Genomic DNA, 16,008 nt, shown 5'->3' with positions numbered 1-16,008 from the left:
GGAGGGTTGTGATGCGAAGACTTGCTTGGACGCTGGCCGGTGCGGCATTGGCAGTCGCGAATGGTCCTGCGCTGGCACAGCAAGAAACTGCCGCGTCTTCCGGATACGTCATGCCCGAGACAGAGACGCTGACCCTGCGATCGAAGGCCGGCATACAGTACAGCATCTTCGTTTCACGCCCCACCGGTGAAGCACCTCCGGGCGGGTATCCGGTGCTTTACGTGCTCGATGCCAACGCGATGTTCGCCGGTTTCGCCGAGGCAAGGCGGATTCACACGGGCTATTTCGGCGATCATCACAAGATGATCGTTGTCGGGATCGGCTATCCGGTCGACACTCCCTATGCGCCTCGCCGGATGGAGGACTTTACCGCGCCGTTCCGCTCGGCAGAGCTCGCCGCGAAGTTCAGGGATTACAGGAGTGGCGGGCGCGAGGCCTTTCTTGGTTTTATCACGGATACGCTGATGCCTGAAATGGCGCGACGCTTCAGCATCGATGCCTCGCGCCAGTCGCTCTACGGCCACTCGCTTGGAGGACTGTTCGCGCTTTACGCTCTCTATACGCAGCCCGGGCTGTTCCACGCTACCATTGCCGCCAGCCCGGCGCTGTGGTGGGACGATCAGCAGATCCTGAACGACGAGCGAGTGTTCCGCGATCGGCTGCTCGCAAGCAAGCGGGTCGAGCGCATTTCCCGTCTGTTGGTCCTGATCGGGGCCGAGGAAGAATACCCGGTCATGGTCGACGACAGCGTCGCCTTGGTCGAGCGGCTGCGACCGCTGTCCGGGTATGGTATGCGCGCTCGCATCGAGGTGTTGGAGGATGAGCGGCACCTGACCGTGCCCAGTCGTTCGATCACGCCCACCATGCGGATCGCGATGGAATCGCCATAGAGTCCGTCGGTCGGTGGGGACTGCCGACGTGTCTAGGCTCGGACACTAGATCTACGTAAAGTTTCGGTTTGCACGGGGCCCGTGAGGTTGGCGGCAGGCTGGACCGATCCTGCCTGCCGCCGATCCTCCAAGATCAGAAGTTGTAGCTGATGGAGGCCAACAAGGTGCGGTCCTTGGCCGCGGTGCAAAGGCCGTGCTCGACGCCGAGGAGCGAGCAGGAGGCATAATACTTCTTGTCCAGCACGTTCGCGGCATTGACCGACAGTAGCCATGGACCCATGCCGACCGACGCCATGGCGTCGACCAGCGTGACCGAAGGGACGATATAGCCGCCGGTCCCCTTTACATTGCCGACATATCGTACACCGCCACCGGCCCGGAACATCCAATCGCCTTCCATCAGGAATGTCTTAGACGCCCAGACCGAAGCCAGCTTCTTCGGCTGACCCAGCAGGCGATCACCCTCGGCAAGCGTGCTGGTATTGGTGAGGGCCTTGGCGTCGATGTAGGTGTACGAGGCGGTCAGTTCGTAATCGTCCTGTTTGCGGATCGTGGCTTCGAACTCGAACCCGGTCGAGCCGACTTCGCCGCCCTGCAGGAAGTTTTGGATGTTGTCGGGGTCGGGCGAGACGTAATTCGATTCCTTGATGTCGAAATAGGCCGCGCTGATCAGCGCGCCTCGCATCGGCTCCCACTTGACGCCGCCTTCGTACTGGCGCCCTTCGCGGGGCGCGAAGGGATTGCCGAAGAAGTCCCCGCCCGGTGTCGGCAAAAACGATTCCGCATAATTGAAGAACGGCGAGATGCCCGCCGCTACTTCGCCGATCACACCGCCGCGGAAAGTCCAGGCGACTTCGTCGTATTGCTTCACGCCGTTGAAATAGGACTTCGCCTCGTCGCGCCGGACGCCGAGGACGACGTTGATGCGGTCGAAAAACTTCAACTGGTCCTGTGCATAGAAGCCGAGCTGCGAACTGCGGAAGTTTGTGAAGACGAACGGCCCGAAATCGAAATCGGCGCCATATTGCGGGTCATAGATATTGATCGGCGGCGGCGAGCCGAAGGGCAGGCCAGGAGGGAAGATGATGTTGTCGTAGGAATAGCCCTCGTCTTTTTGCTGGCGGAATTTGTGATAGTTCACGCCGAACAAGAAGGTGTGGCTGATAGCCCCTGTGGCAATGTCGAACTGCATGTTGTTGTCGGTATTAAAAACGCGGCTCTTCTCGTAATTGACGTAGAATTCGCGCTTCAGCATCGTCTCGGCCGCGTCGGCCCAGGGGTTTGCGGTGTAGTTCGAATAGACTTCCTTGTAGTCGGTATCCATGTCGCTCCAACGCGTCGCGCTGCGGAACGTCAGCGCTTCGCTGAAGTCGTGCGACAGGAGGATCGTGCCGGACATGTACTCGGTGTCCATGCCGTTGAAACCGGGCTCGCCTTGATAAAAGTTGAAGGCGACGTCGGGGCTCGGATCGTTCTCGAGGAATGTCTTGAACAGCGGCGCATAGCCGAGCGAGCCCTGCTTGTCCTTTTGGTAAAGGCCGAGCAGCGTCAGTTCCGTGTTCTGGGTCGGCCGGAAAGTGATCGACGGGCTCAACAGCACGCGGTCGTCGGGCGTTCCCCACTGCGTTTCGCCATCGCGCCAAAGCGCGACCATGCGCACAGCCACTACATCGCTTAGCGGCCCACCGACATCGAACTGCGCTTGCAGGCGGCTATCGGTCCCGACCGCAAAACCGGCCTGACCGCCAAAGTCGAACTTCGCCATCTTGCTGGCACCGTTCAGCACGCCGCCTGAACCGCCAGCACCGTAAAGCACGGACGATGGACCGCGCAGAACTTCGGCGCGTTCGAGCGAGAAAGGTTCAAGGCGCGCGCCGTAAATGAAGTCAGGCATCCGTTTCAGCCCGTCGAGATACTGGGCCGCATCGAAGCCGCGCGTGAGAATGAAGTCGCCGCGCGAGTCGATGCTGCCGGTGGTCTGAACGCCGGCGCTATAGCGGTAGATGTCCTGAAAATCGACGACGGTACGGTCGCGCATTTCTTCTTCGGTGACGACGCTGATCGACTGCGGAATCTCGACGAGTGGCGTGTCGGTTTTCGTCGCGGTAATGGCGCGGCCCGTCACGATGATCTCGTTGGCGTCCTGCACCTGTGCCTGTGCCACGCAGGGGACCACTGCTGCCGTCGTCGCGAGCAAGGCCGCTGTCCAATGGGCGCGCATGGCCCGAGCGGGAAGGTGATAGCTCATGTTCGTCAAACCCCCATTATCGTCCGTTGCTTTGGTCCGGAGCCGTCCTGTTTCAGGCATGCGAATTCCGGCTCCCGCATTCAACACCACTTAGCGCCAGCACGTATTCGGTTTGGAGGGTAAAGCGCTCGAAAGACGGGTAAGCGAACGTCTCGGCAACGCTAGCCCGGCAATTCCGCGCTTTTACTTACCCGCCGCGCCACTGCAGGGTTACCCGATTGGCCGGACGGTTACCCTTACGGCGGATTGTCCCGTGCGGGAGGCCGGGTGACCATTCGTCAGATGGACGGGGTAGCGACATGATTGGAAAAGTGAACCGCCGGGCGGCCATCGGTTTGGTCGGGGCGGGAGCCACCGCGCTTTCCGCGGGTTGCGCACCGGTGGGAAAGACTATGGGGCCCGGCCCGGTCAGAGGAGTGACCCTGCGCGAGGGGACGAACTTCGCCGTGGCGCTTTCGCCTGATGGTCGGACCATCGCTTTCGACCTGCTTGGCATCCTGTGGACGGTGCCCGCCCGCGGAGGGGCGGCACGGATGGTGACCGACGCATTTGCCGATCTGGCTTGGCCCTGTTGGTCGCCGGACGGTAGCTGGATTGCCTGCCAGTCGTATCGATCGGGTAATTTCCACATCTGGACGTTTGCACCAGACGGCGGCGAAGCGCGGCAACTGACCCGAGGTTTCCACGATTTTCGCGAGCCTTTCTACGCTGCCGATGGCCGCCACATCTATTGTTCGTCCGACCTTACCGGGCGCTATGCCATACACCGCATCGACGTTGCGACAGGCGAAATTACGGCTGTGGCTTGTGGGGAAGGGCAATGCAGCGAGCCCTGCCTTTCGGCCGACGGTTCGCGCATCGCCTGGGTCAGGGATGGTCAATCGATTATCGAGAAGCTGACCGACGGTACCATCCGGTCTGTCGCGTCGGTATCGGTTCCGCATTCTGGGTCGCAAACAGTCATCCTTGCTGCGCCGAGCTATCTGCCCGACGGGACGCTGACTTACGTCCGCATCGTCGACCAGTTGGCAGAGCGCGTCGTCGTCGGCGCACTGGTGATCGCGGGCCAGGACATGTTTCCGTTTCGCGCCGACGTCATGCCCGATGGCGCGCTGCTTTATTCCGGCGACGGGCGCATTCGCAAAATTCATGGCATCGGCGAGGCGAAAGACATCCCGTTCGAGGTCCAAGTCCCGATTTCGCGCGCGCAATATGTGCGCAAGCCGCGTGACTTCACTTCGCCATCTTCTCGACCCGCCGTCGGTATTGCCGCGCCAGCGCTTTCGCCCGATGGCAAGCAGGTGGTCTTTTGCGCATTGAACGACGTCTACCTGCTTGATGTCGGCGACCCAGTGCCGCGAAAGATCGCCAGCGGACCATCGCACAAGAGTTACCCCGCATGGTCCCCCGACGGTCGTTCGATCGCCTATGCGTCGGACCGGGACGGTGCGCACGACCTGTGGCTGCACGATCTGGCCAGTGGCGAGGACCGCCGGCTCACTCGATTGTCCGAAATCGGCGCGACCATGTGCTGCTGGAGCGGCGACGGCAAGCAGATCGCCTTCCTCGATCACGCCGGTGCGCTGCATCTGCTGACCCTCGCGGATGGCAGCGTGCGCAAGATCTATGATGCGCTATGGCTTCCCGGTCGGCCCAGCTTCGGACCCGGCGGCCGTCACATAGCATATGCCGCGTTCAAGCCGATCTCCGCGCGCTTTCGCGAGGGGCTGTCCGAGGTGCTAGTCGTCGTTCTCGACAAATCGACCGGCACTTATCAGCCGATCATGTCCGAACGCTCGCTGGCGACGCGCGGCGTCGACGGGCCGGTCTGGTCGCCCGACGGCAAGTGGTTCGCCTATGTTTTTGCCAGTTGCTTGTGGGTACAACCGGTCGGACCAGATGGTCGCTTTGCGGGTGAGCCGCGGCAACTGGCGGATGACGTCGCCGACGCACCGAGTTGGAACGGGTTGTCGGATCGACTGCTTTACCTGAGCGAGGGAAAGCTGCGGATCGTGGAACTTGTCGGTGCGAAACCGGTGCCGGTCCCTTTGCGCCTGACCTGGGCATTGCCGGCGCCTGCCCGCCGCAAGGTTATCCGGGCGGAGCGGCTGTGGGACGGGCAAGCGCCAGAATACCGCCGGGCCGATGTCGTCATCGAGGGGAACAGGATTTCCGCGGTCGCTCCGTTCGGTGCGGTGGACGATGCGCAGGCGCAGGTGGTTGCAGCAGATGGGCTGACGCTGATGCCCGGCCTGATCGACATGCACACGCATCGGTGCGTGCACGGCTATGCCTATGGCCGGCGCTTTGGGCTGGCCCTGCTCGCCATGGGGATTACGAGTACGCGATCGCCCGGCGGAGCGGCTTACGAGATCATCGAGGATCGCGAGGCAACGGATGCCGGCCTTCGCCTCGCGCCGCGGCATTTCGTTACTGGCGAAGCGCTCGACGGTGGGCGGATCTATTACAACTTCATGCGACCCGTCACCGAACCGGGCCAGCTCGATCGCGAAATGGCCCGCGCCGAAGCGCTCGGTTACGACATGATCAAGACTTATGTGCGGATGGACCACGCCACACAGGCGGAGGTGATCGCGCGGTCGCATTTGATGGGGATGCCGACCAGTTCGCACTATCATTATCCGTCGCTCCGGCAGGGGGGCGATTGCACGGAACATATGGGTGCCACCAATCGCTTCGGCTTTTCGCGGACTGTCACGGCCCTTGGCCGAGCCTACGAAGATGTCAGCAAGCTTTTTGCCGCCGCTCAGGCAGGGCGAACGCCGACCTTGTTCAGCGCCAGGGCGCTGCTCCCGGACTATCCTGATCTGGTGGCGGACCAACGGGTGCGAACACTGCTTCCGCCATGGGACCTCGCCCGCCTCGACGCGCTGGTGGAGTGGGCAAGCGAAAACCGGGCGAGCCTGCTGGCGATGCTGGAGGCCAACGTGGCGCAAATCCGGGCGATGATGGACAATGGATGGCACGTTCATACAGGCACCGATGCCCCGATCGACACGATCGGCATCAGCTATCATCTCAATCTACGCGCAATGACCCGGTTCGGACTTTCGCCTTACGAAGCGCTGCTGACCGCGACCGCGCATGCCGCCGATTTCCTCGGGGAGCCGCTTGGCGTCATTGCGCCCGGCAAGCTGGCCGATCTCATTCTGGTAAAGGGCGATCCGTTGGCCGATGTCGTCGACGCAGCCAACGTTCGACATGTCCTGCGCGACGGAGAAATGCACTCGGTCGATGCTCTGCTCGAACCGTATGGGCAAGGTCCGTCCGCCGGTGCCGCTCCGCCCGTGGCGCTCTCGTCGGCCCGGACCGATGACTATTTCTGGCATCAGGAAGCGTATGTCGAAGCGTGCCGCGCCTCGTGCTGTTCAGGCCATGCCGTCAGCCATGCGTGATGCGCGTCGCCCAACTGGCGATGCAGGAATAATGCGCGACCGGAATATTCGGGTCAGGACGTGATCAAGATTTAGGCGGGCGGGGCTGGTCAAGTGCGTGTCGGATTTCAAGCGTCAGCGCCCGGCAGGCGATTGCGGTTCATCCGCCTCATCCAAAAGGCGAGATCATCGTTCGCGAGCGAGTTCATGATATGCTGCAGATCCGCGACAGTTTCGTCCTGCCCCAGCTTGAAGCGTCCGCGAATGCTCTCCACCCGCGCGCGAAATCCCACGATCCTCTCGCGCATCCTCGGCAATCGTTCGCCCAGTTCTTCCTTGCGCCATGGCGAGGTTCGGTCGGCCTCCATGTGATCGACCAACGTATCGAGCGCGGTGTCGGTAAAGGCATCCGATACCTCCACCGCCAACACGGCCTCGACGAAACAGAAATTCCAGGTGGGCGCCCAATCGCGCCGACCGGCGTTGCTTGGAGAGACGTAGCCTTGCGGACCGCAGAACCGCGCGACGGCTGCGCCGTTGTGCGTCAATGCGTCGTGGAGGTCGTGGCTTCTGGGAAAATGACCGATAAGTTCGACGAGGATGTCGTTGGTGTCGAACACCCCGATCAGCGGCAGCATTGCCCCCCTGCCTCGATCCATCCCTTCCAACCATGCGAGCGGATACGTCTCGATCAGCAGACGCACGTCACCTGGCGTAAATCTCTCGAACGTCGAGCCCGCATCCACGTTGCTGTTTTCGACAGTAGCCATGACTTCCCCAAACAGATCGCGTGGATTACAAGCAACCGCCAAAATGGGGATTTCGGGGGGACCAATGCGCCAGCCTTGGCAAGTGATTCTGAGCGAGCGCATCGACCCGTCGCGTCCGATGCCACTCTATATGCAGGTCAGCCAGGCGATCATCCGCGACGTGGAAAGTGGGCGGCTTGCCCCCGGCACATATCTGCCGAGCAGTCGCGAACTGGCTGGCATTCTGGGCGTCAATCGCAAGACGGTGGTCTTCGCCTACGAGGATCTCATCGCACAAGGCTGGCTGACCACTTCGGCCACGCGTGGGACGATCGTGGCGCACAACCTGCCCGATGGAAGCGGCCCGGGCGTGGCCAGGCTGGAACCGCAAGCGGGGCTCGGCATGGCTGGCTATGTGATACCCGCCGAACCGGCTCGTCGATTGGCGACGATCGGCACCGCGAGCAACCGAATCGACGAAGGGTCGCCAGATGGCCGCCTGTTCCCGGCAGACGTGCTGATCCGCGCATTTCGCGTGGCAACGCGTGAGGCGGCGCGCAGGGACGGATTCGGGTATCGCGACTCGCGCGGTTCGGAACGCCTGCGCCGATCCATCGCCGAGATGCTGCGCACTCAGCGCGGTCTGCCCGTGCGCGAAGACAATGTGCTCATCACCCGGGGTAGCCAGAACGGCTTGTTTCTGACCGCGCTCGCCCTGATCAGGCCGGGCGACCTGGTCGTGGTGGAGGGGCTGACCTACGAGCCGGCGGTGGCCGCGTTCAAGGCCCTGGGCGCGCGGGTCGTGGCGGTTGGCATCGACGAGGACGGAATCGATGTCGATGAGGTCGCAACGGTATGCCTGCGCGAGCAGGTTCGTGCGATATTTCTCACTCCGCATCATCAATTCCCGACCACTGTATCGCTGCGACCCGACCGGCGCATGCGGTTGGTCGAATTGTCGCGCCGACATCGCTTTGCGATCATAGAGGACGATTACGACCACGAGTTCCACTTCCGGTCGCAGCCCCTGTTGCCCATCGCAGCGATCGCGCCCGAACAGGTCATCTATCTGGGCTCGTTGTCGAAATTGATGCTGCCGACGCTGCGGATTGGGTACGTCGTCGCGCCGGAATCGATGGTGGACGTTCTGGCCCACTACGTTTCGCTGACCGATGGAATGGGCAACACCCTCAACGAGAACGCCGCGGCCATCCTGATCGAAAACGGCGAACTGCGCCGCCATGCACGCAAAGCCCGCAAGGTCTATGCCGAGCGGCGAGAGGCTTTCGCCGCCGAATTGGCGCGGCAACTGGGCGACAGGATATCATTTCGCATGCCGGATGGCGGACTTGCCCTCTGGGTGCGATTTCGCGGCGATCTCGACAAGATCGAGGATCGGGCCAGCGCAGCAGGCCTGAAGTTTGCCGGGTCGCGTAGCTACACGACGCGCAGCGACGCGGCTCGCGGCTTGCGGCTCGGCTTTGCCAGCCTGAACTCCGAAGAGGCACTAGCGGCGATCGCCCTACTGACCGAGGCGGTCCGAGGAGATTGATTGGACCCCTGAAATTATGAAAAATTGGTTGTTTATCGATCCACTGAGCCTGTGGATGCTGAGCGTCTTGGAGGGCAAAGCCATGCAATTTCCGGCACCGCACAACTTCGTATCCGCGCACGCATCTGCAGCTGTGGCACACTGATGGCTGTCGCGGAGCGCCGTGGCGGCTTGCGCCTGATCGCCCGCCTTCACCGTTGGTTAGGCCTGGCGGCTGCGATCATCTGGATGCTTCAGGCGGCGACAGGGGTCTTGCTCGCCTTCCATTTCGAAGCCGACGACGCGCTGCTGAGTACTGAGCGGGTGCCTACCGATTTCGACGCTATACAGCAGCACATGTCCGGCCTGGACAATGCGGGGGGCGAGGCGGGCACGATCTGGGTATGGACGACCGCCGGACTGCCCGACCGATATGTCGTGCTCTATCGGGCGCCGGATGGCGACGAACGAACCGCCAAGATCGACGGGGCCGGTCGCGTGCTCCGCGATGCGGCGGCGGACGATTATACGTTTCTCGGTCTTATGCGCGAAATCCACCTGACCTTGTTGTCGGGAAATGTCGGCCACTGGATTTTGGGGATCGCGGGCCTGCTGCTTTTCACGAACATCCTTTTCGGTCTCTACATGGCGTGGCCGCGTTCGGGGCATTGGCGGCGTGCGCTCGTGCCGGTGAACAGCGCGGGGCCATCGGCGCGCAGTTATTCGTGGCACCGTGCCGTGGGCCTGTGGGGCGCCATTCCGGCAGCTGTCAGCATTCTTGTCGGGTCGCTGATGGTTTTCGAACACCAGATTGGCGATGCGATCGGCGTTGAGGAAATCACTTTGCCCGCCAATCCTGCGCGCGGTGCACCCGTCGGCTTGGATCTGGCCGCACGGGCAGCGGTCGACGCCATACCGGGCAGCCGCTTTGTCGGGACAACCATGCCCTCGGTCGACGACGCCAGCTATTACGCTTGGGTGCGCGGGCCAGGAGAGCTTTACCGGGGCGGCTATGGCGGTAGCCTCGTGATCGTCGATGCGAACGACGGTAGCGTGCGCGGTGCTTGGCCTGGGACCGAAGCGGCGCCAGCGCGGGCCCTGATGGGCTCGCTCTATCCGCTGCACACAGGCGAGGCGGCCGGAACCCTAGGCCGCATTCTGGTCATGCTGACCGGAGTATGGCTGATCGTCATGGCCATCGTCGGCGTCCAGCTCTGGCAGCGACGGCGGGCGGCACGCCGCGCCCGATGACAGTGTTTACGTCGTTTCTGGTGTCCGCGGCTGCAATTGCTTCGAACCATGCGACACCAGACGTGGAGGATCGTCACGATCGTTCGCAACCGTCGAACGCATCCGGCGCGGTCGACCCGATAGACTTCGAGATTGTCTATACCGTCGATGTCATGGCCAACCTGTCGGGTGGGGCGGGTCGCGGCACCCGCTACCTCGACAATCTCAATTTAGTGCTCGTTGCCGATCTGGAGCATCTGGCCGGATGGCGCGGCGCGAGTGCATCGGTCCATGCGATCTACAACAATGGTGCCTCGATCAGCGAGCTTGTCGGAGATGCGATGGCCGTCAGCAACATCGAAACTGGCACACGGGCATTCCGCGTGCTCGAAGCATGGCTTTCTCAGTCGCTGGGTCAGAATGCTTCAGTGAAGGTCGGGCTTTACGATCTGAATTCGGAATTCGACATGCTTGAAACCGCGAGCGTGTTCGTCGGTAGCGCCCATGGCATCGGGATGGACATCGCGCAGACGGGGCAGAACGGTCCGTCGATATTTCCGGTCACCTCATTGGCGCTGCGTTTCGAAGCCGAATTGACGCCCGGGCTGCGCCTGCGTGTCGCTGCACTCGATGCGGTGCCCGGCGATCTCGACCGTCCGGCCCGAACTTCCATTCGGCTGAACGGCGAGGAAGGCGCGCTGTTGATCGGAGAGGCCGAGTACTTGATCGGCAGCGCGAAATTGCTCGCCGGCCATTGGCGATATACCGAAGATTTTCAGGATTTTCGCGGTGAGGCCGGAAAAGGCAATGTCGGCTATTACCTGCGCGGTGAAGCTCAATTGCTGATGCGTGACGATCTTCGCCTCGACGGCTTCTTTAGGCTTGGAACGGCGGATGGCCGTTTCAACGCCTTCGACCGTTTCACCAGCGCGGGCATTGTCGTGTCGGGATTGCGTCGGGACGACGCCCTTGGCTTGGCCTTTGCCGGGGCATGGACTTCGGACGACTACCGGCTGACCGGAGAGGCGCAGCGAGGCGAATTCGTGGTTGAAACCACCTATCGCGCTGTCCTGTCCGATTACCTGACGATGCAGCCGACGGTGCAGTACGTGATCAATCCGTCGGCCGATCCCACTCTTGGCAATGCCCTTGTTGCTGGGCTGCGGTTCGAGTTCTCCGCCGGTTTCTAAACCGCCCTGCGCAGCACCTGCGGGTTCTCGCCGCTAGTCAGTAGGCCGAACAGGTCGCGCGGATCGGACGGGCTGGCGATCAAGTCCAATCGCGCAATGTCGGACCGTTCGCAAAGCAGGTCGTAGATGAGCGACAGGGCCGAAAAATCCTCGATCGCAAAGCCGACCGAATCGAAAACCGTAATGTCGTCCCGCCCTGTTCGCCCGGGCGCTTCCCCTCGGATAACCTGCCATAGTTCGGTGACGGGAAAATCAGCTGGCATCTGCTGGAGCTCGCCTTCGATACGCGTTTGCGGCGTATGCTCGACGAAGACCCGGCCGCGCTCGAGAATTTCGGGACCGAGTTCGGTCTTGCCGGGGCAGTCTCCGCCGACCGCGTTGATGTGAGTGCCGGCCGCGATCATGTTTCCGGAAAGGATGCGGGCGCGTTTCTTGTCGGCAGTGACGGTCGTGACGATGTCGGCTCCGGCCGCCGCATCCTCGGCGCCTGATGCAACATGGATGGCAATGCCGCGCCCCTGCATGTTGACCAGGAATTTTTTCGTGGCGATCGGGTCGGTGTCCCAGATCCGCAGATTTTCGATGCCGAGCAGTTCGCTGAATGCGATCGACTGGAATTCCGACTGCGCGCCAAGACCGATCACAGCCATGGTGCGGCTGTCCTTGCGGGCGAGATGCCGCGCAGCCATGGCCGACGTCGCCGCCGTGCGTAGCGCTGTGAGGATCGTCATCTCGCTGATCAGGACCGGATAACCTGTATCGACATCGGCCAGCATGCCGAAAGCGGCTACGGTCTGTAAACCAAGCTGCCCGTTGCCCGGGTGCCCGTTGACGTATTTGAAGGCAAAACGTTCGGCATCGGCGGCCGGCATCAGTTCGACCACGCCGCGTGCCGAATGGCTGGCGTATCGCGGCGACTTGTCGAATTCGGGCCATCGGTGAAAATCGGCCTCGATACGGTCGGCCAGGGCGGCGATGAGCGTCTCGGTTCCGATTTCGTTGACGATCTGGCGCAGTTGCAAAACACCCAGGTAGGCGACCATTACACGTTTTCCCCTGTCGTTACTCTAGTCGACCGGTCCAATTTAGCTGCGCATCGTGATAGTCAAAATGACCAAGCTGTACGGTTTCGCAGGCGGGACTTTGCACATTGCTCCACCCTCCAGTAAAATGTGAGATCAGCCATGGACAGCCTCGACCGTCATTTGATCGCGTTGTTGCGTCAGGACGGACGCGCACCGGTGGCGAAGCTGGCGGACATTCTCGGCGTGAGCAGGGCTACGGTCCAGAAGCGACTGGATCGGCTGATGCAGAGCGGCGCGATCCTCGGCTTCACTATCCGCGCGCGAGAACCGGCGGGGTCCGATCGGGTCCGCGCGGTCATGCTCGTCGAAGTATCGGGCAAGTCTACTGACGACGTCATTCGTCAGATGCGCGGGCTTCCGGAAATCCGGGCGCTTCACACGACGAATGGTGCGTGGGATCTCGTCGCGGAGATGGAGGCGGACGATCTCGCCCGGTTCGATCGAGTGTTGCGCGAAGTTCGCTCCATCGACGGAGTGCTGAATTCGGAAACCAGCATTCTGCTCAGATCGATGGTTTGAAAAGCGGAAGGCTCACCCGTGACGCTTGGTGCCGCCCACCCAAGTCTGCAGCGCATTGGCGGACAGCAATTCCTTGCCCGATACACCAGTGAGGTCGCGATCCCAGACCACGAAATCAGCATGTTTGCCGGGAGCGAGAGTGCCGGTGTCGTCGCGCATCGTGGCGCGCGCGCCATTGCGGGTATAGGCCAGCAAAGCCTGTCCCGCAGTAACACGCTGGCGCGGATACCATCCTTGTGGATGTTCACCGTCCAGCGTGGCGCGGGTGATCGCCGCATCAAGCCCGGTCAGCGGGTCGAGCGGCGCGACGGGCCAGTCGCTTCCGAAGCAAAGCGTGGCTCCGTTTTCCATCAGCGAGTGAAATGCGTATGTGGTTTCCAGTCGCTGGGGGCCGATCCGACGCACGGCCCAGCGCCCGTCGTCGATGGCGTGATAGGGTTGCACCGAAGCGATGACATCGCTCGACGCGAAGCGCGGCATCGCCTCTGCCTTCAGGTGCTGGGCGTGTTCGATGCGGAAACGACGGTCGCGCGGGCCGTTCTTGGCGGCCACTTCATCCATCACGTCGAGCACCGTGTCATTGGCCTTGTCGCCGATCGCATGGATACAGAGCTGCAGTCCTGCGGCGTCGGCGTCGGTCATCCATGCGCGTAGATCGTCCGGGTCGGTGACGATGATCCCGCTTGTCGTCGGATCATCGAGGTACGGTTCATAAAACAGTGCGGTGCGCGAACCCAGCGAACCGTCGAAAATCGCCTTGCATCCGCTCCACCGGACCTTGTCGCCACCCTTGCCCTCGTCGGCGACGATCCGGGCCAGCTTTGACCAGTCCGCCAGCGGAACCATTGCATTGAACCGCATTGGCATTTCGCCTGACGCGTCGATCCGCCGCATCGAATGAAAGCTGAGCCAGTCCATGCCGGGTTCGCACAGCTGGGTAATGCCCTTCGACAAGGCGATCTGCATCGCCGTTCGATTGGCGGCATCCACCATTGTGTCGCTTTCGGCGGGGATCAGGCTGAGGACGAAGTCCTTTGCCGCATCCTTGAAGATTCCGGTCAAGCTACCGCTAGCATCGCGCCCGATCACGCCGCCTGCGATCTCGGCGATGCTCTCGTCCACACCTATGGCCGCGAGCGCCCGCGAGTTCAGGAGCACCATGTGCAGATCGTAACGAGTCACCGCGACCGGCGTGTCGGCGGTCACCGCGTCGATCCAGTTCCGGTGAGGCAGTTCGCCGCCCCAACCGTCGTTGTCCCAGTTACCGCCGGTAATCCACTGGCCGGGGGGAAGGGCACTGGCCGCCCGCGCGACAACCTCGGCGAATTGCCCGCGGTTTTTCGCATCGCGCAACACCGGCTGGCTCAATTGCAGAGCGCCCGTCGTGAAATGCACATGCGGGTCGATGATTCCCGGCGTCACAAATGCACCGGCAAGGTCGATGACCTGCGTCCTGGGTCCGGACAACGCGGTAACTGCATCGCGCCCGAGTGCCACGATTCGACCGCCCGTGATGCCCAGTGCGTCACTGAAGACGGCCGCTCCGTCGCCGGTCCAGACGTGGCCATTGGTAAAGGCAGTCTCTATCATCGGCCCGCTACGCGGCAGGGCGGCTTTACGCCAGAGCACCATCTGTGCGGCAAGGGCGGTTCCACCCGCCAGGAAACGGCGGCGATCGACGATATTCATGACGCCCTCACCGGCTTCTTCACCGGTTTTGTCATGTGAAGAACGACAATGTAGGCCAGCGCCGCGCCGATCGTGGCGTCGAGCGCCGGGACGCTGGTGACGCTGACGCCAGAATAATGGGCCGTCAGGGCAATCGCAACGGCGGCCAGCCAGGTGCCGACCGCGCGCCAATGGAACGCCGGGATGTTCGTGATGGTCTCCGCAGGGTCGCGGTTCCGAAAGCGGGTGTAGCTATCGATCACATAGATCGCCGCAATGGGTGGAATGAGCAGACCAAGCAGGACCAGGAATGGTATGAACGCTTCGATGATGCCCAATAGTGCAAAGCCGCACCCGATCACACCGCCAATGACTACGTAAACGCTGCGCCCGATTTTCGGAAAGGTCGCGGCGAGCGACAGACTGGCCGAGTAGAGGTTCAGCGTGTTGATCGTCCAGGCAGAGATGACCAGAAGAAGCAACGCCGGCAGGCCAAGCCCAAGCTCGACGATCAGCGCCATAATGTTGGATTCGTTCATGGCTAGCGCCGCCAGGGCCGCCGTGGTCATCACGATCGGGGCGAAGACCGGGAATGAGACCACCATCGACCAGATCGCGCCTACTTTCGTGCGGGTGTAGCGCGACAGGTCGGGCATCGCGGTAATCGTAAGCATGTCTGCGCCGATCAGCGAAGATAGGGCGATGCCGAACGTCATCGCCTCCATCGGGATTTCGGGCGGATCGAAGACAACGCCGTTGCGCGCGGTTGCGGCGACGGCGATGGCGATCAGGATCGCGGCGAGAAACGGCACCGTGACAAGGGCGACCTTGTTGATCAGGCGAAAGCCGAAGACGGTCGTCACCGTCATCATGATGCTGCCCAGGATCACGAATAGCGCGAAGCTGCCCTCAATGCCGTAACCCTCGTCCGCCGCGGACACCATTGCCTGGCCGAAGAACGAGACGTTGACGCCGAACCATGCAAAATGGATGACCGCGATGACCACGTTGACAAGGCTCGCCCCGGCAATCCCGAACGAGCGCTGCACCAGAAGGTAAGTGTTCAGCCGCGTCATCACGCTGACCGCCGACGTGATGGATCCGCCGATCGCCAAAATCGTCCCGGCGGCGATCGCTGCCAGAACGGCTCCGACAAGGCCGATGGACAGGGCGATTTCCGCTCCGTTCAGGAATGTCGGCAGCGAAATAGTGAAACAACCAACGACCAACGCCACGCGCCAACCGGATACGGTTTTCATCGCGGGGAGGGGTGCGGTCGCATATTCCTCGCCGAAATCATGGCCGTCGTCGGGCTTCATTGGCGGTAGTCCACTGTATCGTTGCGAATTCGGCGATCGTATGGCGGATGCACTGCGCGGCCCAGACTTCAAAGAGGGAACTTTGCTGCCAAATGGGTAAAGCTGAAGGATGAGGCTGCAACTGCAACACAGGTGGCATTACCCGTTTGCAATATGCGTTACCTTGATAGTGAATGGCTTTCGA

Annotated in this window: 11 protein-coding genes; 6 read left to right on the top strand and 5 right to left on the bottom strand. The window is 62.0% G+C overall.

Annotation, left to right across the window (positions count from 1 at the left end; genetic code table 11):
* The first annotated feature begins 11 nt into the window (after nt 1-11).
* The gene (locus EKN06_RS10035) at nt 12-890 is read left to right on the top strand and encodes an alpha/beta hydrolase (RefSeq protein WP_127612788.1); all 879 of its coding nucleotides are present in this window, start codon (nt 12-14) and stop codon (nt 888-890) included.
* A 133-nt stretch (nt 891-1,023) separates the two neighbouring features.
* Here the strand turns inward: EKN06_RS10035 and EKN06_RS10030 are convergent, their stop codons facing one another.
* A complete protein-coding gene (locus EKN06_RS10030) occupies nt 1,024-3,138 on the bottom strand; it encodes a TonB-dependent siderophore receptor (RefSeq protein WP_164844033.1) in 2,115 nt (704 codons plus the stop codon).
* Nucleotides 3,139-3,518: 380 nt separating this feature from the next.
* On the opposite strand from EKN06_RS10030, the gene EKN06_RS10025 reads away from it, so the two are divergent.
* Nucleotides 3,519-6,554, top strand: coding sequence for an amidohydrolase family protein (locus tag EKN06_RS10025; RefSeq protein ID WP_240654787.1), 3,036 nt, complete (start codon nt 3,519-3,521; stop codon nt 6,552-6,554).
* A gap of 107 nt (nt 6,555-6,661) precedes the next feature.
* Here the strand turns inward: EKN06_RS10025 and EKN06_RS10020 are convergent, their stop codons facing one another.
* Nucleotides 6,662-7,303, bottom strand: coding sequence for an FMN-binding negative transcriptional regulator (locus tag EKN06_RS10020; RefSeq protein ID WP_164844032.1), 642 nt, complete (start codon nt 7,301-7,303; stop codon nt 6,662-6,664).
* Nucleotides 7,304-7,421: 118 nt separating this feature from the next.
* Between EKN06_RS10020 and pdxR the strand changes: the two genes are divergently transcribed.
* The 3 genes from pdxR to EKN06_RS10005 all read left to right on the top strand — a co-directional run bounded on the left by pdxR (nt 7,422) and on the right by EKN06_RS10005 (nt 11,233).
* On the top strand, nt 7,422-8,834 hold the full coding sequence (gene pdxR, locus EKN06_RS10015; protein WP_240654784.1) for a MocR-like pyridoxine biosynthesis transcription factor PdxR: 1,413 nt from the start codon (nt 7,422-7,424) through the stop codon (nt 8,832-8,834).
* Nucleotides 8,835-8,978: 144 nt separating this feature from the next.
* Nucleotides 8,979-10,064: a PepSY-associated TM helix domain-containing protein gene (locus EKN06_RS10010; RefSeq protein WP_127612783.1), complete on the top strand. Its 1,086-nt coding sequence runs from the start codon at nt 8,979-8,981 to the stop codon at nt 10,062-10,064.
* The gene (locus EKN06_RS10005) at nt 10,061-11,233 is read left to right on the top strand and encodes a carbohydrate porin (protein ID WP_127612782.1); all 1,173 of its coding nucleotides are present in this window, start codon (nt 10,061-10,063) and stop codon (nt 11,231-11,233) included. Before EKN06_RS10010 ends, EKN06_RS10005 begins: the two co-directional genes overlap by 4 nt.
* On the opposite strand, the gene EKN06_RS10000 is transcribed toward EKN06_RS10005, so the two are convergent.
* Complete coding sequence (locus tag EKN06_RS10000) at nt 11,230-12,276, bottom strand: ornithine cyclodeaminase (RefSeq protein ID WP_127612781.1); 1,047 nt, start codon at nt 12,274-12,276, stop codon at nt 11,230-11,232. The genes EKN06_RS10005 and EKN06_RS10000 overlap by 4 nt on opposite strands.
* 141 nt (nt 12,277-12,417) lie before the next feature.
* On the opposite strand from EKN06_RS10000, the gene EKN06_RS09995 reads away from it, so the two are divergent.
* Nucleotides 12,418-12,837 carry an Lrp/AsnC family transcriptional regulator gene (locus tag EKN06_RS09995; RefSeq protein ID WP_127612780.1) on the top strand — a complete coding sequence of 140 codons (420 nt, stop codon included), beginning with the start codon at nt 12,418-12,420 and terminating at the stop codon, nt 12,835-12,837.
* 12 nt (nt 12,838-12,849) lie between these two features.
* Here the strand turns inward: EKN06_RS09995 and EKN06_RS09990 are convergent, their stop codons facing one another.
* Together EKN06_RS09990 and EKN06_RS09985 are read right to left on the bottom strand one after the other, a co-directional pair.
* Nucleotides 12,850-14,526, bottom strand: coding sequence for an amidohydrolase (locus EKN06_RS09990; RefSeq protein ID WP_127612779.1), 1,677 nt, complete (start codon nt 14,524-14,526; stop codon nt 12,850-12,852).
* Entirely contained in the window at nt 14,523-15,824 is a 1,302-nt protein-coding gene (locus EKN06_RS09985; RefSeq protein ID WP_127612778.1) for a purine-cytosine permease family protein, read from the bottom strand. Before EKN06_RS09985 ends, EKN06_RS09990 begins: the two co-directional genes overlap by 4 nt.
* Nucleotides 15,825-16,008 lie beyond the last annotated feature (184 nt).

It is taken from the genome of Croceicoccus ponticola (assembly GCF_004004515.1).
Taxonomy (GTDB): Bacteria; Pseudomonadota; Alphaproteobacteria; order Sphingomonadales; family Sphingomonadaceae; genus Croceicoccus; species Croceicoccus ponticola.
This window is presented reverse-complemented; position numbering and strand designations above follow the sequence as displayed.

Coding starts and splice junctions, on each gene's coding strand:
- EKN06_RS10035 (WP_127612788.1), top strand. CDS start 12: ATGCGAAGACTTGCTTGGACGCTGGCCGGTGCGGCATTGGCAGTCGCG.
- EKN06_RS10030 (WP_164844033.1), bottom strand. CDS start 3,138: ATGAGCTATCACCTTCCCGCTCGGGCCATGCGCGCCCATTGGACAGCG.
- EKN06_RS10020 (WP_164844032.1), bottom strand. CDS start 7,303: ATGGCTACTGTCGAAAACAGCAACGTGGATGCGGGCTCGACGTTCGAG.
- pdxR (WP_240654784.1), top strand. CDS start 7,422: ATGCCACTCTATATGCAGGTCAGCCAGGCGATCATCCGCGACGTGGAA.
- EKN06_RS10010 (WP_127612783.1), top strand. CDS start 8,979: ATGGCTGTCGCGGAGCGCCGTGGCGGCTTGCGCCTGATCGCCCGCCTT.
- EKN06_RS10005 (WP_127612782.1), top strand. CDS start 10,061: ATGACAGTGTTTACGTCGTTTCTGGTGTCCGCGGCTGCAATTGCTTCG.
- EKN06_RS10000 (WP_127612781.1), bottom strand. CDS start 12,276: ATGGTCGCCTACCTGGGTGTTTTGCAACTGCGCCAGATCGTCAACGAA.
- EKN06_RS09995 (WP_127612780.1), top strand. CDS start 12,418: ATGGACAGCCTCGACCGTCATTTGATCGCGTTGTTGCGTCAGGACGGA.
- EKN06_RS09990 (WP_127612779.1), bottom strand. CDS start 14,526: ATGAATATCGTCGATCGCCGCCGTTTCCTGGCGGGTGGAACCGCCCTT.
- EKN06_RS09985 (WP_127612778.1), bottom strand. CDS start 15,824: ATGAAGCCCGACGACGGCCATGATTTCGGCGAGGAATATGCGACCGCA.